The sequence below is a fragment of the Streptomyces sp. NRRL B-3229 genome (assembly GCF_000719505.1).
Lineage (GTDB): Bacteria > Actinomycetota > Actinomycetes > Streptomycetales > Streptomycetaceae > Streptomyces > Streptomyces griseorubiginosus.
This window is the reverse complement of the sequence record NZ_JOGP01000019.1, coordinates 162,453-184,869: the sequence shown is the minus strand read 5'-3', so window position 1 is coordinate 184,869 and position 22,417 is coordinate 162,453. Positions and strand designations below refer to the sequence as shown.

The following is a 22,417-nucleotide window of genomic DNA, read 5'->3' as shown; positions in this document are numbered from 1 at the left end:
CGTAGGACGACGGACCGTCAGTTCACGTTCACCGCGCTCCAGGCCGCAGCCACCGCGTTGTATTCGGGACTGCCCGCACCGTACAGGTCCTTCGCCGCGTTCAGCGTGGCCGTCCGCGCCCCCGCGTAGTTCGTGGAGGACGTCATGTAGACCGTCAGCGCCCGGTACCAGATGGCGCCCAGCTTGTCCCGGCCGATCCCGGTGACCGTGGAGCCGTTGGAGGTCGGGGAGTTGTAGCTGACGCCGTTGACCGTCTTGGGTCCGCTGCCCTCCGCGAGCAGGTACGCGAAGTGGTTCGCGACCCCGGAGGAGTAGTGGACGTCGAGATTGCCCACCGAACTGCTCCACGCGTCCGCGGACTTGCCGTCCTTGGAGGGCTTGTCCATGTAGCGCAGGGCGTCCTTTCCGAAGCCGGACCGGACGATCTTCTCGCCGATCAGGTAGTCGCCGACGTCGGAGGAGTTGCCCGCGTAGAACTCCACCAGGCTGCCGAAGATGTCGGAGGTCGCCTCGTTGAGCCCGCCGGACTCGCCGGAGTACGTCAGCGCCGCCGTCTTCGACGTCACCCCGTGCGACATCTCGTGCCCCGCCACGTCCAGCGACACCAGCGGGCCGAGCTGCGTCCCGTCCCCGTCGCCGTACGTCATGCAGAAGCAGCTGTCGTCCCAGAAGGCGTTGTTGTAGCTGTTGCCGTAGTGGACGCGGTTGTAGGAGCCCTTGCCGTCGCCGCCGATGCCGTTCCGCCCGTGGACGTTCTTGTAGTAGTCCCAGGTGACGTCGGTCCCGTACTGCGCGTCCACTGCCGCCGTCGCCCGGTCCGACGTCGCCCCCGTGCCCCAGTGGTTGTCGGCGTCGGTGAACAGGGTCGCGGGCGCCCGGCTGAAGCAGATGTTCAGGAAGCACAGGTCGGTCTTGTTGGCGGCGTCCCCGGTGTAGGTGTTCCCGCGCGTCGCGTCCTTGAGCTGGTACGTCGATCCGGACTGGGTGGTGTTCAGCGCGACCGTGCCGCTGTACAGCGACTTCCCGTCCCCGGCGGCCTGTTCGATGCTGTCCCAGGCGTCTATCTGGGCCCCGGTGCGGGCGTCGGTCAGGACGGTCCGGGCGACCGGGTTGCCGAGCGAGTCCTGGGCGGCCGCGTTCGTCCGCCAGGCCAGCTTCGGCGCCCCGTGCAGGGCGTCGACGACCAGCTGCGGCTTGGCGGTGAGCTTCTTCAGCGTCTCACCGAGGTTGGCCGCCTTGAGCGCGTTCGCCGCGAGGTCGGCGGCTTTCGGGGCGGACAGGACGGGGGTGACACTCGACAGGGAGATGGCGGATCTCGTGGCGCGGGAGGAACTCTTGTACGCCCCGTCGGGTGCCAGGTGAACCACGAAGTCGCCGCCGAGCACAGGCAGTTGGCGGTAGGTGCGGTCGTAGCGGACGTGCTGGGTGCCGTCGGGGTCGACGATCACGTCACGGACCTTGGTGCGCTGCGCGGAGGTGAGGCCCAGGGCCGAGGCCTTCTCGGCCAGGACGGACGCCGCGTTGTCGAGCGCGGTGGCTCTGGTGGGCCGCTCGGCGGCGCCTGCGGCGGGGGAGAGGGCGGCGGCCAGCAGGGTGGCTGCGGTGGCGGCCACTCCGGCGGTGGCGAGCCGACGGGAACGGGCACCTCGGACGTACGGCCGTATCCGACTCATCGGTCTCCTCAGAACGGCGCCAGTGGGGCGCGTGGGGGTGGCGCGGACGTTGTCGAAGATTTAAGAGGTCATGACAAGCCGTGTCCATACCGCGTCACGTGCAGGTGTGTGAGGGGAGAGAATCGTTTCTGTGACCCCTGCTCGGCTCCCGTTCTTCGTCTACGGCACCCTCCGCCCCGGCGAGGTCAACCACGACCTCTTCCTGCGCGGCCGCGTCCGCTCCGAGGAACCGGGCCGGCTGCCCGGAGCCCTGCTGTACGACGGCCCCGGATACCCGTACGTCGTCGAGGAGCCGCAGGGCGGACCGGTGCGCGGTGAGCTCGTCACCGCGGACCCGGAGGAGTACGACGAACTGCTCACCGCGCTCGACGAGTTGGAGGAGTACCGCCCGGGAGACCCGCGCAACCTCTACGAGCGGGTCGCACGCGAGGTGGCGCGCGTCGCCGACGGCACCGCCGTGCGCGCGTGGGTGTACGTGGCCGCGCCCCCCGTCGCCGTACGACTGCGAGCGCGCGGCCGGCTGATCGCGAGCGGCGACTGGCTCACCCGGCGTCCTGCCGCCCCACCGCCTCCACCCGCACCGCGCACGCCTTGAACTCCGGCATCCGTGACGTCGGGTCCAGCGCCGGGTTGGTGAGGGTGTTGGCGCGGCCCTCGCCGTACCAGTGGAAGGGCATGAAGACGGTGTCGGGGCGGATGCCGAGCGTGATGCGGGCCGGGGCGACAGCCCGCCCGCGCCGCGAGACCACGGCCACCGGATCACCCTCGGCGGCCCCGAGTCGCTCCGCGAGCCGCGGGTGCAGCTCCACGAACGGCCCCGGCGCGGCGGCGTTCAACTCGTCCACCCGGCGGGTCTGCGCGCCGGACTGGTACTGCGCCACGACCCTCCCGGTCGTCAGCAGCACCGGGTACTCCGCGTCGGGCTCCTCCGCGACCGCCCGGTGCGAGACCGGGACGAAGCGGGCCCGGCCGTCGGGGTGGGCGAACCGGTCCAGGAAGAGCCGCGGCGTGCCGGGGTGCGCCGCGGTGCCCTCGGCCGGGCGGGACCCCGCCGCGGTGCCCTCGGCCGGGCGGGACCCCGCCGCGGTGCCCTCGGCCGGGCGGGACCCCGCTGTGGTGTTCTCGGTCGGGCGGGACCCCGCTGTCGTGTCCCCGGTCGGGCGGGCCTCCGCCGTGGTGTCCTCCGTCGGGCAGGGCCAGAACACCCCGTCCTCCTCGGCGAGCCGCCGGTACGTGATCCCGGAGTAGTCCGCCGGACCGCCCGCGCTCGCCCGCCGCAGCTCCTCGAAGACCTCCTCGGGGTCGGTCGGGAAGCCCTTCTCCACCCCGAGCCGGTCGGCGAGTTCGTGCAGGACCTCCAGGTCGCTGCGGATGCCGTCCGGGGGCGAGATCGCCTTGCGGCGCAGCAGCACCCGCCCCTCCAGGTTGGTCGTCGTGCCCGTCTCCTCGGCCCACTGCGTCACCGGCAGCACCACGTCCGCGAGGGCCGCCGTCTCCGACAGCACCACGTCACAGACGGCAAGGAAATCAAGGGACTTGATCCGCTCCTCGATGTGCGCGGCACGCGGCGCCGACACCACCGGGTTGGACCCCATCAGGAGCAGGGACCTGATGTCGGTACCGAGCGCGTCCAGCAACTCGTAGGCGCTGCGCCCCGGTCCGGGCAGCGTGTCGGGGTCCACGCCCCACACCTCGGCGACATGGGCCCGCGCCGCCGGGTCGTCCAGCTTGCGGTAGCCCGGCAACTGGTCGGCCTTCTGGCCGTGTTCCCGCCCGCCCTGTCCGTTGCCCTGCCCGGTCAGGCAGCCGTATCCACTGTACGGCCGTCCCGCGCGCCCGGTCGCCAGACACAGGTTGATCCAGGCGCTCACGGTGTCGGTGCCCTTGGACTGCTGCTCGGGCCCGCGCGCGGTGAGCACCATCGCGGACTCCGGCTCGCAGAACATCCTTACCGTCTCGCGGAGTTGGGGCACGGGGACGCCGGTGATCCGTTCGACGTACTCCGGCCAGTGGGCCATCGCGGCGGCCCGCGCGTCCTCCCAGCCGACCGTGCGCTCACGGACGTACTCCTCGTCGACCCGGCCCTCCGCCACCACCAGGTGCAGCAGGCCGAGTGCGAGGGCGAGATCCGTGCCGGGCCTCGGCATCAGATGCAGGTCGGCCTGCTCGGCGGTCCTGGTCCTGCGCGGGTCGATGACGATCAGCGTGCCGCCGTTCTCCTTCAGCTCGGTGAAGAACCGCAGGGCGGGCGGCATGGTCTCGGCGAGGTTGGAGCCCACGAGGATCACACAGCCCGACTTCGGGATGTCCTCCAGCGGGAAGGGCAGCCCGCGGTCCAGGCCGAATGCCTTCAAGCCGCCGGCCGCCGCCGACGACATGCAGAAGCGGCCGTTGTAGTCGATCTGCGAGGTGCCGAGGACGACCCGGGCGAACTTGCCGAGCGTGTAGGCCTTCTCGTTGGTGAGGCCGCCCCCGCCGAAGACCCCGCACGCGTCCGGGCCATGTTCCGAGCGCGTGCGGGCCAGCCCCCCGGCGATCCGGTCCAGTGCCTCGTCCCAGCCGGCGGGCACGAGTGTGCCGCCGGAGCGCACCAACGGGGAGGTCAGGCGCACCCGGGAGGAGAGCACCGCGGGCGCGGTACGGCCCTTGCCGCACAGCGCGCCCCGGTTCACCGGGAAGTCCGCGCGCTCACCGACCTCGACGGTCCCGTCCGGGGCGGGGGTCAGGTTCATCCCGCACTGGAGGGCGCAGTACGGGCAGTGCGTGGGCGTCGGGGAGTTCGGCATGTCCCTCAGCGTGCTTCGGCCGTGTTACGCCGGGGACGGCCCCGTGTTACGCACCCAAGACGACGATCTCCCGCCCGGCGCCCGGAAGCCGTGAGGCACGGACTCGTCCACCGGGTAGTCGCCGCCGGGCGGTACGGAAGGTGCCTGCGATGTGAAAGACACCACATGTGGCGCGTTTTCTCGCGTAGTTGGCCGGTCACGCCTTGTTGAGTGTTGAAAAACCGCTACTACAGTCGAGCGCGGATCCAGCTTGGCGCCAGGCACCCCGTCATGCGAGAAGCCAGCCAGGAGGTTCCCCCGGCATGTCTCTGCGTCCGCTGCCCCCCCGCGACCAGCACCTCTTCCGGGCCTACGGCCACGGTCCCGCCGTCCCCGTGCCCGACCCGCTCGTCCACCGCGCCGTCGAACGCCGGGCCGCCGCGGCCCCGCACGCCGTGGCGGCGGAACACGCGGGAGCGACGATCACCTACGGCGAGCTCGACCGGTACGCCGACGCCCTCGCCGCCCGCCTGGTCCGCGAGGGCGTACGGCCCGGCGATCACGTCGGACTCTTCGTACGCCGTTCCATCCCGATGCTCGTCGGCCTGCTCGCCATCCTGAAGGCGGGCGCCGCCTACGTCCCCCAGGACATCGGCCTCACCCCCACGCCCCAGCTCGCCCATGTGATCGACGCGGCCCGCACCCGGATCGTCCTCACCGTCGCCGAGCACGCGGCCGGCGTCCCCCGGGGCCCGCACGTGATCACCCTCGACGAACCGCTGCCGTACGAGCCGGCCGGCGCACCCGCGCGGGCCGTCCGCCCGGACGACGGCTGCTACGTGCTGTTCACCTCGGGCACCACCGGTCGCCCCAACGGCGTGAAGGTCACCCACCGCAACGTCGCGAACCTCCTCCTCACCGAACCGGGCGGCCTCGGCATCCGCCCCGGCGACCGGGTGGCCCAGCTCCTCAACGTCGCCTTCGACATGGCGGCCTGGGAGATCCTCGGCTGCCTCACCCACGGCGGCACCCTCGTCATCCGCGGCCGGGACCTCACGTCGGCGGCCAGGACCGCCGACGTCCTGATCGCCACCCCGACCGTGCTGTCCGGGATAGACCCCGCCGCCTGCCCGCGCGTCCGCACGGTCGCCGTCGCCGGGGAGCCCTGCCCGCGTCCGCTGGCCGACCGCTGGGCCGCGCGGGCCGCCTTCCACAACTGCTGCGGCCCCACCGAGACGACGATTGTCAACACCATGAGCCGCCACGACCCGGCGGCCCCGCTGCTGACCATCGGCCGCCCGACCCCCAACAACACGGTCTACGTCCTCGACGCCGACCGGCGTCCGCTGCCCATCGGCGCGGTCGGCGAGATGTGGGCGGGCGGCGCCTGTGTCTCGGCGGGCTACCTGGACAACCCGGCGCTGAACGCCGAGCGCTACGCCCCCGACCCCTTCCTCGGCGGCGAGCACCGTATGTTCCGCACCCGGGACCTCGGGCGCTGGACCGCCGACGGGCAGCTCGAACACCTCGGCCGCACCGACGACCAGGTCAAGGTCCGCGGCTTCCGCGTCGAGCTCGACTCCGTCTCCTCGGTCCTGGAGTCCGTCGAGGGCTGCGCCCGCGCGGTCACCCTCAGGCGGGACGCCCGCACCCTGGTCTCCTTCGTCTGCCCGGCGGACGTCGACCCCGACCGGGCTCGGCGGGCGGTCGCGGACGCGCTGCCGTACTACTGCGTCCCCGAAAGTGTCATGCCCCTGCCATTCCTGCCGGAGACGGACCGCGGCAAGATCGACAAGGCGGCGCTGCTGCGGCTGGCCCTGCACGGCGAGTCCCTCCAGGGGGCGGTCCGATGACCACGTCCCTCGACCGGGACACGGTCGACCTCCCCCCGCTGCTCCCCGGCGTCAGGCGTCTGCTCAAGCACCCGCGCCTGATGCACTACAACCGGCTGGCCGCCCTGGTGATCGCGGCGAACCTCGGCTTCCTGTACGCCGGTTGGGCGCCCACCCAGGTGACCATGGGCCGCGCGGCCCTCGTCAACCTCGCCGTGGCCGTGCTCGTCCGCCAGCAGTACGTCGTCAACCTCTTCTTCAGGCTGGCCACTTGGCCCCCGACGAGCTGGCCGCTGCGGATCCGCTGGACGCTCGGGAAGGTCTACCACTTCGGCGGACTGCACGTGGGCGGAGCACTGGCGGGCACGGCCTGGTTCCTGGCCCTGACGACCGCCACCCCCAACAGCCCTCGCGCTGCCATCGGTTGGACGCTGATCGCCCTCCTCGCGCTCATCGTCGCCACCGCCCTGCCGCCCTTCCGCTCCCGCCACCACGACCACTTCGAGAAGATCCACCGCTTCGGCGGCTGGGCCGCCCTGGCCCTCTTCTGGACGCACACGCTTCTCGCCGCCCCCGGCCCCTTCGAGGTGACCGTCCTCGCGGTCGTCACCTTCAGTGTGGCCCTGCCCTGGCTGCGGCTGCGCAAGGTCGCCGTACGCCTCGAACGGCCCTCCCCACACGTGGTGCTGGCCCGCTTCGACCACGGCGAGACCCCCTTCGCGGGCTCCTCCACCGCGATCAGCCGCAGTCCACTGAAGGAGTGGCACTCCTTCGCCAACGTCCCCGCCCCCGGCGAACCCGGCTTCCGGCTCACCATCTCCCGGGCCGGCGACTGGACCGGCGCCTTCATCGACGACCTGCCGCCGAAGGTCTGGGTCAAGGGCATCACCACCGCCGGCGTCGCCAACATCGAGACCCTGTTCACGAAGGTGGTGTACGTGGCGACCGGCAGCGGCATCGGCCCCTGCCTGCCCCACCTCCTCGCCGCCGAGGTGCCCTCCCGCCTGGTCTGGGCCACCCGCGACCCCCGCACCACCTACGGCGACGCCCTGGTCGACGAGATCCTCGCCGTCCAGCCGGACGCCCTGGTCTGGGACACCTCCCGGCACGGCAAGCCCGACATGGTGAGCCTCGCCTACGAGGCCTACCGGGACTTCGGGGCGGAGGCCGTCATCTGCATCTCCAACAAGAAGCTCACCTGGCAGGTGGTGCACGGCCTGGAACGGCGGGGCATCCCGGCGTACGGCGCGATCTGGGACTCGTAGAGAGGGACGACGATGAACCACCTGAAGCTCGAACGGCACGGCGCCGTCGTGACCGTACGCCTGCACCGCCCGCACGTCCTCAACGCGCTCAGTTCCGCGCTGCTGGCCGAACTCCTCGACACCCTGCGCCCGTTGGACGCCGATCCGGAGGTGGGCTGCTTCGTCGTCACCGGCTCGGAGCGGGTGTTCGCGGCGGGCGCCGACATCGGGGAGATGGCCGGGAAGTCGGCCGTGGAGATGGCGGAGGAGGACTACTTCGCCGACTGGGAGGAGTTCGCCGACCTGCGCACCCCGAAGATCGCCGCCGTCAACGGCCCCGCGCTGGGCGGCGGTTGCGAACTGGCGATGATGTGCGACCTCGTCGTCGCGGGGGAGTCGGCGGTCTTCGGGCAACCGGAGATCAAACTGGGCGTGATCCCCGGGATCGGCGGCACCCAGCGGCTGACCCGGCTCGTCGGCAGGGCCACGGCGATGGACCTGGTCCTCACCGGTCGCACGATGGACGCGCGGGAGGCGGGGCGCTGCGGCCTCGTCTCCCGGGTCGTACCGGACGACCGGGTCCTGCCGGAGGCCCTGGAGGCGGCCGCCACCGTCGCCTCGTACGGGCGCACGGCGGTCCGGGCGGCCCGTGAGTGCGTGAACCAGGCCCTGGAGACGGGCCTGCGGGACGGCATCCGCTTCGAACGCCGGGTCTTCCACGCCCTGTTCGCGACCGCGGACCAGAAGGAGGGCATGACCGCGTTCCTGGAGAAACGCCCCCCACGCTTCACCGGCCGGTGACGGCGGACCCGGGTGCGGGACGTGACACGTCCCGCACCCGGGCCACGTCCACCCTGTCGCACGAGGCGCGCCGGCGACCGGCGCTCAGCGCGCGGAGGCCAGCGCGTCCGTCACGCCCGGTTCCTTCGGGCCCAGGAAGCGCGGGTCCGGCTGGAACACCACGTCCAGCGCCGCCTTGCTCGCCGCCAGAATCTCCCGGGTGCCGCCGTAGTACCAGGTGACGTCGTGTTTGGCGGACACGCCGACCCCGTACGAGGAGATCCCCGCCGCCTCGCAGAGCGCGACCGCGCGCCGGATGTGGAAGTCCTGACTGATCAGCACCGCCTTGTCCACGCCGAAGATCTTCCGGGCCCGGACGCACGAGTCCCAGGTGTCGAAGCCCGCGTAGTCGCTGACGATCCGGGTGTCCGGGACGCCGTGCCGGGTCAGGTAGGCGCGCATGGCGTCGGGCTCGTCGTAGTCCTCGCGGCTGTTGTCCCCGGTGACGAGGACGGCCTTGATCCGCCCGTCCCGGTACAGCGTCGCCGCCGCGTCGAGCCGGTGGGCGAGGTACGGCGACGGCTCGCCGTCCCACAGTCCGGCCCCGAACACGACGGCCACGTCGGTGCGGGGCGCGTCGGCCGTCGTCCCCAGCCGGCCCTGCGTCGAGACGTACAGCCACGTCGACGGCAGCAGCGCGAGCACACACCCCGCCATCACGGCCTGCACCAGCCTGCGCCGCCCGGCACGCGTGCGTGGCAGACGCGGTCGACGCATCTTCGGCAGTCGCATCGGACGGTCCCTCCCGGTGGTCTTTCCGAGAACCAGGACGTCCCGCCGGACGGTCCGGTTCGCCGACTCCGACGTGACCAGGCTCACGCACGACCGCGAAAACGCAGGTCACACGAGCTCACACGGCACCCCCGCGGACCGTGAAGCCCCTGAAAGGCCGCGTTATTGCCGTGAAACGGGGAGGCAACCTCCGACCGCCACCATCACTGCATGAACCGGATCAGCAGCCAGCCCGGCCTCGTCTCCCTCGACGACAGGCGCCGCCCCGAGCCGCCCGCCCTCGTCCTGGTGGCCCACGGCAGCCGCGACCCGCGCACCCTCGCCACGGTTCACGACCTCCTCGACCAGGTCCGCGACCGGCGCCCCGACCTGCCGGTCCACCTGGGCCACATCGAGCTCAACGAACCGCTGCTGCCGGACACGCTGGCCTCCCTGGGCACGGCGGAGGCGGTCCTGGTCCCGCTGCTCCTCTCCCGCGGCTACCACGTGAAGCGTGACATCCCGGACATGGCGGCCGCGTCCCCGGCACGCACGCGCGTGGCGGCCCCGCTGGGCCCGCACCCGCTGCTCGTGGACACGCTGCACGCCCGTCTCGTGGAGGCGGGCTGGCACACCGGGACGGACGAGGAGACCCGCCGCGAGAGCGCGGTCGTCCTGGCCTCGGCAGGTTCCCGGGACCCGGAGTCGGCCGTGGACACCCGCCGCACGGCCCAGCTGCTGTCCGACCGCCTGGGCGTCCCGGTGGTCCCGGCGTACGCCTCGGCGGCGACCCCGACGGTCGAGACGGCGATCAGGGCACTGACGGCAAGGGGCCGCCACAAGGTCGCGGTGGCCTCGTACTTCACGGCTCCGGGCCTGTTCGCGAGGCAGTGCGCGGAGAAGGCCCCGTGGATCGCCTCGGCCCCGCTGGGCACCCACCCGGCGATGACCGACCTGATCCTGCACCGCTACGACCAGGTGACCGACCTCGGGGGCGCGGGGCTGTGTCAATTTGCGGCTCCGCCGCGGGGCGCGACCAGCCACCCACGACCCGCACTCGCCGTATGACCGGAACCGGAACCCGGCAGCCGCGCGGCGAATTGTCAGCCCCTGCCCGTACTGTCAAGACATGCCGTACGACCCGCAGTCAACCGAACGCTGGGCCCCCGAACCCGACAAGCGCCCCGGCCGCACCGCCTTCCAACGCGACCGCGCCCGCATCCTCCACTCCGCCGCGCTCAGAAGGCTCGCCGGCAAGACGCAGGTCGTCACCCCGGGCACCCTCAGCCAGGTCTGGGACGCCAGCCCCCGCACCCGCCTCACCCACTCCCTGGAATGCGCCCAGGTCGGCCGTGAGCTCGGCGCGGCCCTCGGCTGCGACCCGGACCTGGTGGAGGCCGCCTGTCTCGCCCACGACCTCGGCCACCCCCCGTTCGGCCACAACGGCGAACAGGCCCTGAACGAGTTCGCCGACGACTGCGGCGGCTTCGAGGGCAACGCCCAGTCCCTGCGGCTCCTCACCCGCATCGAGCCCAAACGCTTCACCGAGGAGGGCTCGGTGGGCCTGAACCTCACCCGGGCCACCCTCGACGCGGCCACCAAGTACCCCTGGGCGCGCGGCGCGCACCCCACCCGGAAGTTCGGCGTGTACGAGGACGACCGTCCCGTCTTCGACTGGATCCGCAAGGGCGCCCCCGACACCCGCACCACCTTCGAGGCCCAGGTCATGGACTGGTCCGACGACGTGGCCTACTCCGTCCACGACGTCGAGGACGGCCTGCACGCCGGCCACGTCGACCCCGACTGCCTGCACGCCGAACCGGAACGCGCGGCGGTCTTCGAGGTGGCCCTCGGCCGGTACGTCCCCGCCGACACCGACCCGGCGGAGCTCGCGGCCGCCCTCGACCGGCTCCAGGACCAGGAGTGGTGGCCGCACGGCTACGACGGCTCCGCCGCGGCCCAGGCCCGCCTCAAGGACGCCACCAGCCAGCTCATCGGCCGATTCTGCCTGTCCGCCGAGGCCGCCACCCGCGAGCGGTACGGCACCGGGCGGCTCACCAGATACGGCGCCGAACTCGTCGTACCGCACGAGACCCGGCTGGAGTGCGCGGTGCTCAAGGCCGTCGCCGACCGGTACGTCATGCAGCGCGCGGAGCAGGAGCGGCTGCGGGCCGACCAGCGGATCGTGGTCGCGGAACTCGCCGAGGCGCTCACCGTCCGCGCCCCGGAAGGACTCGACCCGCAGTTCCGGGCCCTGTTCGACCAGGCGTCCGACGACCGTGCCCGCAAGCGGGTGATCGTCGACCAGATCGCGTCCCTCACCGACGCGTCGGCACGCTCGCTTCATGCGCGTCTCATGGGGCACGTGTAGAAAGCACGCGACAGGAGTGACGGGAAACGCGCCCGAAGGTGACCCTCCGTGGCCTGATCGGGCCACTCCCTCTTCCCCCCTCACGCTCCGTGCGGGAGGCTCCAAGGTGGCGGCACCCCTAAGAGGAGGCATCAAGTGGTCGACGCGGATCAGACTTTTGTCATCGTGGGAGGAGGTCTCGCCGGGGCGAAGGCGGCCGAGACGCTCCGCACGGAGGGCTTCACCGGCCGCGTGATACTGATCTGCGACGAACGCGACCACCCCTACGAGCGCCCGCCGCTCTCCAAGGGCTACCTCCTCGGCAAGGAGGAGCGCGACAGCGTCTTCGTCCACGAACCCGCCTGGTACGCGCGCAACGACATCGAGCTGCACCTCGGCGAGACCGTCGACGCCATCGACCGTACGGCGAAGACGGTCCGCTTCGGTGAGGACGGCACCGCCGTCCACTACGACAAGCTGCTTCTGGCCACCGGCGCCGAGCCCCGCCGGCTGGACATCCCCGGCACCGACCTGGCCGGCGTCCACCACCTGCGGCGCCTCGCGCACGCCGAGCGCCTCAAGGGCGTCCTGGCGGCGCTCGGCCGGGACAACGGCCACCTCGTGATCGCCGGTGCCGGCTGGATCGGCCTGGAGGTCGCGGCGGCGGCCCGGGAGTACGGCGCGGAGGTCACCGTCGTCGCCTCCTCGTCCACCCCGCTGTACTCGGTGCTCGGCCCCGAGCTCGGCAACGTCTTCGCGGAGCTGCACCGCGAGCACGGCGTCCGCTTCCACTTCGGGGCGAGACTGACCGAGATCGTGGGACAGGACGGCATGGTCCTCGCCGCCCGTACCGACGACGGCGAGGAGCACCCGGCGCACGACGTCCTCGCGGCGGTCGGCGCGGCCCCGCGGGTCGCCCTCGCGGAGCAGGCGGGTCTCGAGCTGGTGGACCGGGCGCACGGCGGCGGAATCGCGGTGGACGAGCAGCTGCGCACCTCCGACCCGGACATCTACGCGGCCGGTGACGTGGCCTCCTTCCACCACGCCCTCTTCGATACCCGGCTGCGGGTCGAGCACTGGGCCAACGCACTCAACGGCGGCCCGGCGGCGGCCCGCGCGATGCTGGGCCGCCAGGTGACGTACGACCGGGTGCCCTATTTCTTCTCCGACCAGTACGACCTGGGCATGGAGTACAGCGGCTGGGCGCCCCCGGGCTCCTACGACGAAGTGGTGATCCGGGGAGACGCCGGCAAGCGCGAGTTCATCGCGTTCTGGGTGAAGGAGGGCCGGGTGCTGGCCGGGATGAACGTCAACGTGTGGGACGTCACGGAGCCGATCCAGGGACTGATCCGGTCCGGGACCCGGGTGGACACCGAGGCACTGGCGGACCCGCACGTTCCGCTCGAAAGCCTCGTCCCGTAGGTGTCAGTCCGTCCCCGTAGACTTCACGCGTGGCAGGACGGATCAACGACGAGGACGTGAAGGCGGTACGGGACGCGGTCCCGATCGACGCCGTGGTGTCCGAGTACCTCCAGCTGCGCAACGCGGGTGGCGGCAACCTCAAGGGGCTGTGCCCCTTCCATGACGAGAAGTCGCCGTCCTTCCAGGTCAGTCCGAGCAAGGGCCTCTTCCACTGCTTCGGCTGCCAGGAGGGCGGCGACACCATCACGTTCGTGATGAAGGTCGACCACCTCACCTTCTCGGAGTCGGTCGAGCGCCTGGCCGCCCAGGCCGGCATCACCCTGCGCTACGAGGAGGGCGGCTACAACCCCGCCCACCAGCGCGGCGAACGCATCCGCCTGGTCGAGGCCCACAAGATCGCCGCCGACTGGTACATGGAGCAGCTGGCGAGCAGCCCGGAGGCCGACACCGGCCGGCAGTTCCTCGCCGAGCGCGGCTTCGACCAGGCCGCGGCCGCGCACTTCTCCGTCGGGTACAGCCCCCAGGGCTGGGACCACCTCACCCGCTTCCTGCGCGGCAAGGGCTTCAGCGACAAGGAGATCCTGCTCTCCGGTCTCGCCCAGGAGGGCCGCCGCGGCCCCATCGACCGCTTCCGGGGCCGCCTGATGTGGCCCATCCGCGACATCGGCGGAGACGTCGTCGGCTTCGGCGCGCGCAAGCTCTACGAGGCGGACAACGGCCCGAAGTACCTCAACACGCCCGACACCGCGATCTACAAGAAGTCCCAGGTCCTCTACGGCATCGACCTCGCGAAGAAGGACATCGCCAAGGCGTCCCGCGCGGTCGTCGTCGAGGGCTACACCGACGTCATGGCCTGCCACCTCGCCGGCGTGACGACGGCGATCGCGACCTGCGGCACGGCCTTCGGCAGCGACCACATCAAGATCCTCCGCCGGCTCCTCATGGACAACGGCTCGGCCCGCGTGATCTTCACCTTCGACGGCGACGCGGCCGGCCAGAAGGCGGCCCTGCGCGCCTTCGAGGACGACCAGAAGTTCGCCGCCGAGACCTACATCGCCATCGCCCCCGACGGCATGGACCCCTGCGACCTGCGCCTCGCCAAGGGCGACGACGCGGTCGCCGACCTCGTCGAACCCCGCACCCCGCTCTTCGAGTTCGCGCTGCGCCAGATCGTCGTCCGCTACGACCTCGACACCCCGGCGGGCCGGGCCGCCGCCCTCGACGAAGCGGCCCCCATCGTGGCCCGCATCAAGAACAGCGGCGCCCAGCACGAGGTCGCCGTCCAGCTGGCCGGCATGCTCGGCATCCTCGACACCCAGTTCGTGGTCAAGCGGGTGGCCCAGCTGGCCCGTTGGGCCCGCGACCGCGGCGGCAAGGGCCCGGCCCCGCAGGGACGCGGCCAGCAACAACCGTCGTACGACGGGACGCACCGCCCCGCCGTCTCAGGTCCCGCCCTGACCCTGCGCAACCCCGTCTACGCCACCGAGCGCGAGCTGCTCAAGCTCGCCCTCCAGCGCCCCGAGCTGGTCTCCCCGGCCTTCGACGCGTACGGCGTCGACGAGTTCACCGCCCCGCCCTACGCCGCCGTACGCCAGGCCATCATGGACGCGGGCGGCGCCGAGTACGGCGTCCAGGACTCCCAGGACTACCTGGTCCGGGTCCGCGAGGCCGCCCCCGACGACGCGGTCCGCGCCATGGTCACCGAGCTGGCCGTGGAGGCGATCATGCGGCGCGCGGTCGACGAGAACTACGCGGGCGAACAGCTCGTCTGGGTCCGCCGCCGTGCCGTCGACCGCCGCATCCAGGAGGTCCAGGGCACCCTGATCCGACTGGGCACCGGCGGCGACCCCGCCCACCTGGCCGCCGTGCAGAACGAACTGTGGGTCCTCCAGCAGTACGGCCAGGCACTCCGCGAGCACGGGGCCGCCGCCCTCTGAGAAACCCTACGGCGGGGTAACCGCGGGGTCACGGGCCGATTGCAAAAAGTCACCGCACGCCCCTCGTGGCGGCGATGTGTCGTACTCCACACTGGGTCCGGTGCCTGAGTCCTCGGAGCGCGGCCGATCCGTCCCCAACGGGTCCCACACCCCCGCGGTTCCGCTCATCGCGTACGGGACGGACAGCGGCGAGGCCGCCGACTCCGCCCCCGAAGCGCCGCTGCCGTACTCCTTGGCAGCGATCATCCTGGAGGTCGCCCCCGTGCAGACCCAGACCCTCACACAGACCGAGAACAGTGCGGACGACACGGCAGAACCGGACGCCGAGACCGAGGTGCTCGTCGCGGTGCCCCCGCAGAGCCGTGTCGTGCACCACCCCGAGGCGGAGCCGGACGCCCCGCCCGCCGAAGCGCTCGACGCCGTGGAGACCGAACCCGTCGAGCCGCCCGAACCACCCCGCGGCCGTGCCACCGACACCGGTGGCCCCTCCTCGGACCTGTTCCGCCAGTACCTGCGCGAGATCGGCCGTATCCCGCTGCTCACCGCGGCCGAGGAGGTCGAACTCGCCCGCCGGGTCGAGGCCGGCCTGTTCGCCGAGGAGAAGCTGAGCAACACCCCGTCCCTGGACAGCCAGTTGGCGCTCGACCTGGACCGGCTGGTGGTGATGGGCCGGATGGCCAAGCGCCGCCTCATCGAGGCCAACCTGCGCCTGGTCGTCTCGGTCGCCAAGCGGTACGTCGGCCGTGGCCTGACCATGCTCGACCTGGTCCAGGAGGGCAACCTCGGCCTCATCCGGGCGGTCGAGAAGTTCGACTACGCCCGCGGCTACAAGTTCTCGACCTACGCCACCTGGTGGATCCGCCAGGCCATGTCCCGGGCCCTCGCCGACCAGGCCCGGACGATCCGGGTCCCGGTCCATGTCGTCGAGCTGATCAACCGGGTCGTCCGGGTGCAGCGGCGGATGCTTCAGGAACGCGGGTACGAGCCGACGCCGGAGGAAGTGGCCGCGCACTTGGATCTCGCCCCGGAAAGGGTCAGTGAGGTCCTCCGACTCGCCCAGGAACCGGTGTCGTTGCACGCGCCGGTGGGCGAGGAGGACGACGTCGCCCTCGGTGACCTGATCGAGGACGGCGACGCGACGTCTCCCGTCGAGTCGGCGGCGTTCCTGCTGCTCCGGGAGCACCTGGAGGCGGTGCTGTCGACGCTGGGGGAGCGGGAGAGGAAGGTCGTGCAGCTCCGGTACGGGCTGGCTGACGGCCGTCCTCGCACGTTGGAGGAGATCGGGCGGATCTTCGGGGTGACCCGGGAGCGGATACGGCAGATCGAGTCCAAGACGCTCAACAAGCTGCGGGACCATGCTTTTGCGGATCAGTTGAGGGGTTACCTGGACTGATGCCGTCTGCGGGCCGGTGGGGGCTGGTCGCGCAGTTCCCCGCGCCCCTTCAGGTCGGACCAGCCCCCACCGTCCATCAGTCCACCTCCGCCACCGCCTGTGCGAACTGCGCCTTGTACAGGCGGGCGTAGGCGCCCTGTGCCTCCAACAGGTCCGTGTGGGTGCCCTGTTCGACGATCGAGCCGTTTTCCATCACCAGGATGGTGTCCGCGTCCCGGATCGTGGAAAGGCGGTGGGCGATCACGAACGACGTGCGCCCGTGGGCCAGTTTGGCCATCGCCTTCTGGATCAGGACCTCGGTGCGGGTGTCGACCGAGCTGGTCGCCTCGTCGAGCACCAGGATCACCGGGTCCGACAGGAACGCCCGGGCGATGGTGATGAGCTGCTTCTCGCCCGCGCTCACCCCGCTGCCCTCGTCGTCGATCACGGTGTCGTAGCCGTCGGGCAGCGTGCGGACGAACCGGTCCGCGTGCGCCGCCCTGGCCGCCTCCTCGATCTCGCCCCGGGTGACCTCGCGCGAGGCGCCGTACGCGATGTTCTCCGCGATCGTGCCGCCGAACAGCCAGGTGTCCTGGAGGACCATGCCGATCCCGGCGCGCAGTTCGTCGCGGGTCATCCGGGCGATGTCCACGCCGTCGAGGGTGATCCGGCCGCCCGAGACGTCGTAGAACCGCATCAGCAGGTTGACCAGGGTCGTCTTGCCGGCGCCGGTCGGGCCGACGATCGCGACGGTGTGACCCGGTTCGACCTTCAGGGAGAGGTCCTCGATGAGCGGCTTCTCGGGGTCGTAGCGGAAGGACACGTGCTCCAGGGCGACCCGCCCGCGCAGTTCCGCGGGCCGCTCGGCGACCTCGGGATCCGCCTCCTGCTCCTCCGCGTCCAGGAGTTCGAAGACCCGCTCGGCTGAGGCGACGCCCGACTGCACGAGGTTCGCCATCGACGCGACCTGCGTCAGCGGCATCGAGAACTGCCGGGAGTACTGGATGAACGCCTGCACGTCACCGATGGACAGCGCACCGGAGGCGACCCGCAGCCCGCCCACGACCGCCACCAGCACGTAGTTGATGTTCGACACGAACATCATCAGCGGCTGCATGACCCCGCTGTTGAACTGCGCCTTGAACCCGGCCTCGTACAGCGCCTCGTTCTGCTCGGCGAACTGCGCCGCCGACTCGTCCTGACGCCCGAACACCTTCACCAGGGTGTGTCCGGTGTACATCTCCTCGATGTGGGCGTTGAGCTTGCCGGTGGTGCGCCACTGCTGCACGAAGTGCGGCTGCGAGCGCTTGCCCACGCGGGTGGCGACGACGAACGACAGCGGCACGGTGACCAGCGCGACCAGCGCCAGCAGCCAGGACACCCAGAACATCATGGCGAGCACGCCGATGATGGTGAGCAGCGAGTTGATGAGCTGGCCCATCGACTGCTGGAGGGTCTGCCCGATGTTGTCGATGTCGTTCGTGGCCCGGGACAGCACCTCGCCGCGCTGGCGCTTGTCGAAGTACGACAGCGGAAGCCGCGACAGCTTCGTCTGGACGTCCTCGCGCATCCGGAACATCGTGCGGTTGACGGTGCGGTTGACCAGCCGCGTCGCCACCGCCATCAGCAGCCCGGCGATCAGGAACACCCCGACCGCGAGCAGCAGGACGTGCCCCACGGCGGTGAAGTCGATGCCCTCGCCGGGGGTGAAGTCGGTGCTGCGGAGCATGTCGGCGACCTGGCCCTCGCCGCGTTGCCGCATCCCCGCGAGGACTTCCTCCTTGCTCGCCCCGGCCGGCATCTGCCGTCCGATGATGCCCGCGAAGACCAGGTCGGTGGCCTGGCCGAGGATCTTCGGCCCGACCACGTTGAGGCCGACGCTCACCACCACGCAGGCCAGCATGGCGTAGAGGGTCAGCCGCTCCGGCTTGAACTGGGCTAGCAGCCGCCTGCCGGACACCTTGAAGTCCAGCGAACGGTTCTCGGGGCCGCCGCCGGCCATCATGCGCCCCATGGGCCCGGCCATCAGGCAGCCTCCGCTTCCGTGAGCTGGGAGAGCACGATCTCCCGGTAGGTCTCGTTGACCGCCATCAGCTCGCGGTGGGTGCCGGTGCCGACGACCCGCCCCTCGTCGAGGACGACGATCCGGTCGGCGTCGCGGATGGTCGCCACCCGCTGGGCCACGATCACGACGGTCGCCTCCGCGGTCTCCTCGGCGAGCGCCGCGCGCAGTGCCGCGTCGGTCGCGTAGTCGAGGGCGGAGAAGGAGTCGTCGAAGAGGTAGATCTCCGGCCGCTGCACCAGCGTGCGCGCGATGGCGAGCCGCTGCCGCTGACCGCCGGAGACATTGGTGCCGCCCTGCGCGACGGGGGAGTCGAGCCCGTTCTCCAGCCGCTCGACGAAGTCCTTGGCCTGCGCCACCTCCAGCGCGTGCCACAACTCCTCGTCGGTGGCGTCCGGATTGCCGTAGCGGAGGTTGGTGGCGACCGTGCCCGCGAAGAGGTACGGCTTCTGCGGCACCAGCCCGACGGTCTTCGCGAGCAGCTTCGGGTCGATGGTCGACACGTCGGTGCCGTCGACGAGGACCTCTCCGTCGGTCGCGTCGAACAGCCGGGGGACCAGGCCCAGCAGCGTGGACTTGCCGCTGCCGGTCGACCCGATCACGGCCGTCACCTCGCCGGGCCGGGCCACCAGGTCGATCGCCCTGAGCACGGGCTCCTCGGCACCCGGATAGCGGAAGCCCGCCGCCCGGATCTCCAGATGCCCGTGCCGCCGCAGTTCGGTGACGGGCGCCGTCGGCGGGACCACGCTCGACGAGGTGCCCAGGACCTCCTGGATGCGCTCGGCGCACACCTCGGCGCGCGGCACCATCATGAACATGAAGGTGGCCATCATCACGGACATGACGATCTGCATCAGATAGGCGAGGAACGCGGTCAGGTCGCCGATCTGCATCCCGCCGCTGTCGATCCGGTGGGCGCCGAACCAGACCACCGCGATCGACGACAGGTTCACTGTCGTCATGACCACGGGGAACATCAGCGCGAGCAGGTTGCCGGTCTTCAGCGAGATCTCGGTGAGGTCGGTGTTCGCCTTCCGGAAGCGCTCCTCCTCGTACGTGTCCCGCACGAAGGCCCGGATGACCCGGTTGCCGGTGATCTGCTCGCGCAGCACCCGGTTCACGGTGTCGAGGCGCACCTGCATGGACCGGAACAGCGGCCGCAGCCGCCGTACGATCAACGTCACGCAGATGCCCAGCGTCGGCACCACGGCCACCAGCACGGCGGACAGCGGCACGTCCAGGCCGAGCGCGAGCACGATGCCGCCCACGCACATGATGGGCGCCGACACCAGCAGGGTGAACGTCATCAGGGCCAGCATCTGGACCTGCTGCACGTCGTTGGTCGTACGGGTGATCAGCGTGGGCGCACCGAAGTGGCCCACCTCGCGCGCCGAGAACGACTGCACCCGGTCGAACACCGACGCCCGCAGGTCCCGGCCGAGCGCGGCCGCGGTCCGGGCGCCGTAGAACACGGCCCCGATGTTGCACACCACCTGCGCCAGCGAGATGCCGATCATGAGGGCGCCGTAGCCGAGGATGTAGCCGGTGTCCCCGTTCACCACGCCGTTGTCGATGATGTCGGCGTTGAGCGTGGGCAGGTAGAGGGTGGCGCAGGTCTGGAGGAACTGGAGCAGCACCAGGATGCTGATGGGTTTCTTGTAGGGCCTGAGATAGGTCCGTAGAAGTCGTATGAGCACGCTACGTCTCTCGGAGTCGGCGACGGGCGGTTGGTTGCCCCTGGCCCCTATCGTCGGACACTCCACCCGCGTTACCTCAACCGATTAAGCCGACAGCAGTGCTTCTTGCGGCCTTACGGGTCCTCGCGCGCGCCGGACTCCTACCGGACTCTTACCTTCCGCGGCTTGCCTGGCGGAACGCCCCCGGGCGCGTCCGCGGGCCTCCGGGGTCTAGCGGAAGGCCCCGGGATACATCTGCTCCCGTACCGCCACGAACTGCTGCCGCACCGCCTGCCCCACCGCCAGTTCCTCGCCCGGCTCCAGCACCTGCGCGGCCGGCCCCTGCCACATCGGCGGGGTGCGCGGGTCGAGGGTGCCCTGGGAGACGCCGAGGGCCCAGGCCGCCTGGCGGGCGGCACCGATCGCCGCGTAGTCCGCCGGCTGCGGCACCACGACCTGCGCCCCGAACAGCGCGGGCGCGGCGGCCTGTACGGCGGACAGCTCGGCGGCGGCCCCCAGCAGGAAGACCCGCCGCACCTCGACACCCCGGCCGCGCAGCACGTCGAGCGCGTCGGCGAGGCCGCACAGCATGCCCTCGAACGCGGCGCGCGCCAGGTGCTCCGGCTTCATCGACTCCCGCCGCAGCCCGCTGAGGGTTCCCGCCGTGTGCGGCAGGTTCGGTGTCCGCTCCCCTTCCAGATAGGGCAGCAGGACGAGCCCGTGGGAGCCCGGCGTCGACTTCATCGCCAGGTCGGACAGGCTCTCCAGGTCGCTCAGCCCGAGCATCTCGACGGCCCCGCGCAGGGTCCGTACGGCGTTCAGGGTGGTGACGACGGGCAGGTGCATGCCGGTCGCGTCGGCCAGGGAGGTGATCATCCCGGTGCTGTCGACGAGAGCCTCGGGGTGCACGGCCATCACGGACCCGGAGGCGCCCAGCGAGACGACGGCGTCCCCGAGCCCGATCCCGAGCCCGAAGGCGGCGGCCATGGTCTCGCCGGTCCCGGCGGAGATCAGCAGCCCCTCCGGCGTCGTACCGGCCGCTTCCGCCGGGCCGATCACCTCGGGGAGCATCACCTGGTGGCCGAGAGCCAGCTCGACGAGGTCGGAACGGTAGGAGCCGGTGGCGGCGGACCAGTAGCCGGTGCCGGAGGCACCACCGCGGTCGGTGGTTCTCCTGACCGGTCGCCCGAGCAGCTGCCAGACCAGCCAGTCGTGCGCCTGGAGCAGGACGGCGGTGCGCAGGGCGGCGTCGGGTTCGGTCTTGTTCAGCCAGCGCAGCTTGGTGACGGGCTGGGCGGCCTGCGGGACACAGCCCACCGCCTGCGCCCACGCCTCGCGTCCGCCGAGTGCGTCGACGAGGTCGGCGGCGGCGACCTGGGCGCGCTTGTCGCCGCCGACCAGGGCCGGGCGGACGGTGTTGCCCTGGGCGTCGAGGGGCACGACGGCGTTCTGCTGGGCCGACACGCCGATGGCCTGGACACCTTCGAGGAGGCCCCCGCCGGCGGCCTCACCGAGGGAGAGCAGCCAGGCCTGGGGGTCGACGTCGGACGGCCGACCCTCGACCGGGTGCGGCGCGTACCCCTGTTTGAGCACGGCTCCCGTGTCCGCGTCGCAGACCACGATGCGAGTGAATTCGGGCGAGCTGTCCAACCCGGCGACTATCCCCATGGCGCGAATTCTATGGGCGTAGCGTCGCGGACGGTGCGCGGCGACGGCGGCCGCGGAATCGTCCTGGCAGGTCGCGCCGTCCGCCGCGCTCCAGGGTAGTTTTCGTCACCCTGTCGTTCACGTGCTGCCGGTGCCCCGTGGTCCGCCGTTCACGCGCCGGCGGTGGCCTGTGGGGCCGCCCTTCAGGTGCTCCGGTGCCCGTGCCCCGTCGTTCAGGTGTTGCTGGTGCCCCAGTCGTCCTCCGGGGCGCCGTTGTGATTGCGGTCGCGCAGGGAACGCACCCGCTGGGTCACCGACTCCGGGACCCGGTCGCCCACCTTGTCGCTGACCACGTGGTAGGCCTTGCCGGCGAACTGGCGGCCCTGCTGGGCGGCGGTCTCGGCGGTGTTGCGGACCGCGGGGTTCTGGGCGACCTGGCGGGCCGACTTCTTCAGCTGTTCGTAGCGCTCGCGTCCGGCACGGGTGCCCAGCACGTAACCCAGTGTCAGTCCGACAACGAACGTGAGCTTGTAACGCATGGTGGCCGCCCTCTCTCTCGCGTGGTCTCCGGTGCGACGTCGGTGCCGGGGGAACCGATTGGCGGAGCACCCCCCTGCTTGCGCTAATGTATGTGTCGCAGCGAGCGCCCGCCCCCTGGCGAATACCCAAGGAGCAACGTTCGATGCACCGAGGCGATCCTCCGTAGCTCAATTGGCAGAGCAGCCGGCTGTTAACCGGCAGGTTACTGGTTCGAGTCCAGTCGGGGGAGCTTCGATCTTCCGTAGCTCAATTGGCAGAGCAGCCGGCTGTTAACCGGCAGGTTACTGGTTCGAGTCCAGTCGGGAGAGCAGGGAAGCAGGAATTCAGGCAGGACGAAGGAGGACCC

Annotated in this window: 16 protein-coding genes and 2 tRNA genes; 11 read left to right on the top strand and 7 right to left on the bottom strand. The window is 71.4% G+C overall.

Annotation, left to right across the window (positions count from 1 at the left end; genetic code table 11):
- Positions 1-17: 17 nt before the first annotated feature.
- Positions 18-1,673, bottom strand: a complete 1,656-nt coding sequence (locus IF54_RS0128455; protein WP_030323758.1) for a M4 family metallopeptidase — start codon at positions 1,671-1,673, stop codon at positions 18-20.
- Positions 1,674-1,803: 130 nt separating this feature from the next.
- Between IF54_RS0128455 and IF54_RS0128450 the strand changes: the two genes are divergently transcribed.
- Positions 1,804-2,268, top strand: coding sequence for a gamma-glutamylcyclotransferase family protein (locus tag IF54_RS0128450; RefSeq protein ID WP_030323756.1), 465 nt, complete (start codon positions 1,804-1,806; stop codon positions 2,266-2,268).
- Here IF54_RS0128450 and IF54_RS0128445 read toward each other — a convergent pair.
- Positions 2,216-4,459 carry a molybdopterin oxidoreductase family protein gene (locus tag IF54_RS0128445; RefSeq protein WP_030323753.1) on the bottom strand — a complete coding sequence of 748 codons (2,244 nt, stop codon included), beginning with the start codon at positions 4,457-4,459 and terminating at the stop codon, positions 2,216-2,218. The genes IF54_RS0128450 and IF54_RS0128445 overlap by 53 nt on opposite strands.
- 302 nt (positions 4,460-4,761) lie before the next feature.
- Here IF54_RS0128445 and IF54_RS0128440 point away from each other — a divergent pair, with 302 nt between their 5' ends.
- The 3 genes from IF54_RS0128440 to IF54_RS0128430 are packed head-to-tail and all read left to right on the top strand — an operon-like array spanning position 4,762 to position 8,315.
- Positions 4,762-6,291 carry an amino acid adenylation domain-containing protein gene (locus tag IF54_RS0128440; protein WP_030323751.1) on the top strand — a complete coding sequence of 510 codons (1,530 nt, stop codon included), beginning with the start codon at positions 4,762-4,764 and terminating at the stop codon, positions 6,289-6,291.
- The gene (locus IF54_RS0128435) at positions 6,288-7,535 is read left to right on the top strand and encodes a membrane protein (RefSeq protein ID WP_030323749.1); all 1,248 of its coding nucleotides are present in this window, start codon (positions 6,288-6,290) and stop codon (positions 7,533-7,535) included. Before IF54_RS0128440 ends, IF54_RS0128435 begins: the two co-directional genes overlap by 4 nt.
- Positions 7,536-7,547: 12 nt before the next feature.
- On the top strand, positions 7,548-8,315 hold the full coding sequence (locus tag IF54_RS0128430; RefSeq protein WP_030323747.1) for an enoyl-CoA hydratase-related protein: 768 nt from the start codon (positions 7,548-7,550) through the stop codon (positions 8,313-8,315).
- A gap of 84 nt (positions 8,316-8,399) precedes the next feature.
- Here the strand turns inward: IF54_RS0128430 and IF54_RS0128425 are convergent, their stop codons facing one another.
- Positions 8,400-9,086, bottom strand: a complete 687-nt coding sequence (locus tag IF54_RS0128425) for a SanA/YdcF family protein (RefSeq protein WP_030323744.1) — start codon at positions 9,084-9,086, stop codon at positions 8,400-8,402.
- Positions 9,087-9,296: 210 nt separating this feature from the next.
- Between IF54_RS0128425 and IF54_RS0128420 the strand changes: the two genes are divergently transcribed.
- The 5 genes from IF54_RS0128420 to IF54_RS0128400 all read left to right on the top strand — a co-directional run bounded on the left by IF54_RS0128420 (position 9,297) and on the right by IF54_RS0128400 (position 16,167).
- Positions 9,297-10,133 (top strand): sirohydrochlorin chelatase, encoded by an 837-nt coding sequence (locus tag IF54_RS0128420; RefSeq protein ID WP_030323742.1) that lies wholly within the window; start codon positions 9,297-9,299, stop codon positions 10,131-10,133.
- A 61-nt stretch (positions 10,134-10,194) separates the two neighbouring features.
- Positions 10,195-11,436 (top strand): deoxyguanosinetriphosphate triphosphohydrolase, encoded by a 1,242-nt coding sequence (locus tag IF54_RS0128415; protein WP_030323740.1) that lies wholly within the window; start codon positions 10,195-10,197, stop codon positions 11,434-11,436.
- 135 nt (positions 11,437-11,571) lie between these two features.
- Entirely contained in the window at positions 11,572-12,837 is a 1,266-nt protein-coding gene (locus IF54_RS0128410; protein WP_030323737.1) for an NAD(P)/FAD-dependent oxidoreductase, read from the top strand.
- A gap of 29 nt (positions 12,838-12,866) precedes the next feature.
- Positions 12,867-14,774: a DNA primase gene (gene dnaG, locus IF54_RS0128405; protein ID WP_030323735.1), complete on the top strand. Its 1,908-nt coding sequence runs from the start codon at positions 12,867-12,869 to the stop codon at positions 14,772-14,774.
- Positions 14,775-14,874: 100 nt separating this feature from the next.
- Entirely contained in the window at positions 14,875-16,167 is a 1,293-nt protein-coding gene (locus IF54_RS0128400; RefSeq protein ID WP_030323733.1) for an RNA polymerase sigma factor, read from the top strand.
- A gap of 76 nt (positions 16,168-16,243) precedes the next feature.
- On the opposite strand, the gene IF54_RS0128395 is transcribed toward IF54_RS0128400, so the two are convergent.
- The 4 genes from IF54_RS0128395 to IF54_RS0128380 form a co-directional block, all read right to left on the bottom strand.
- Positions 16,244-18,172 (bottom strand): ABC transporter ATP-binding protein, encoded by a 1,929-nt coding sequence (locus IF54_RS0128395; protein WP_030323731.1) that lies wholly within the window; start codon positions 18,170-18,172, stop codon positions 16,244-16,246.
- Positions 18,172-19,905: an ABC transporter ATP-binding protein gene (locus IF54_RS0128390; RefSeq protein WP_030323729.1), complete on the bottom strand. Its 1,734-nt coding sequence runs from the start codon at positions 19,903-19,905 to the stop codon at positions 18,172-18,174. Before IF54_RS0128390 ends, IF54_RS0128395 begins: the two co-directional genes overlap by 1 nt.
- 210 nt (positions 19,906-20,115) lie before the next feature.
- Complete coding sequence (locus IF54_RS0128385) at positions 20,116-21,552, bottom strand: FGGY family carbohydrate kinase (protein WP_030323728.1); 1,437 nt, start codon at positions 21,550-21,552, stop codon at positions 20,116-20,118.
- A gap of 212 nt (positions 21,553-21,764) precedes the next feature.
- Positions 21,765-22,070: a hypothetical protein gene (locus IF54_RS0128380; protein WP_020136332.1), complete on the bottom strand. Its 306-nt coding sequence runs from the start codon at positions 22,068-22,070 to the stop codon at positions 21,765-21,767.
- A gap of 157 nt (positions 22,071-22,227) precedes the next feature.
- On the opposite strand from IF54_RS0128380, the gene IF54_RS0128375 reads away from it, so the two are divergent.
- Together IF54_RS0128375 and IF54_RS0128370 are read left to right on the top strand one after the other, a co-directional pair.
- Positions 22,228-22,300 (top strand) — tRNA-Asn (locus IF54_RS0128375).
- A 6-nt stretch (positions 22,301-22,306) separates the two neighbouring features.
- A tRNA-Asn gene (locus tag IF54_RS0128370) sits at positions 22,307-22,379 on the top strand.
- Positions 22,380-22,417 lie beyond the last annotated feature (38 nt).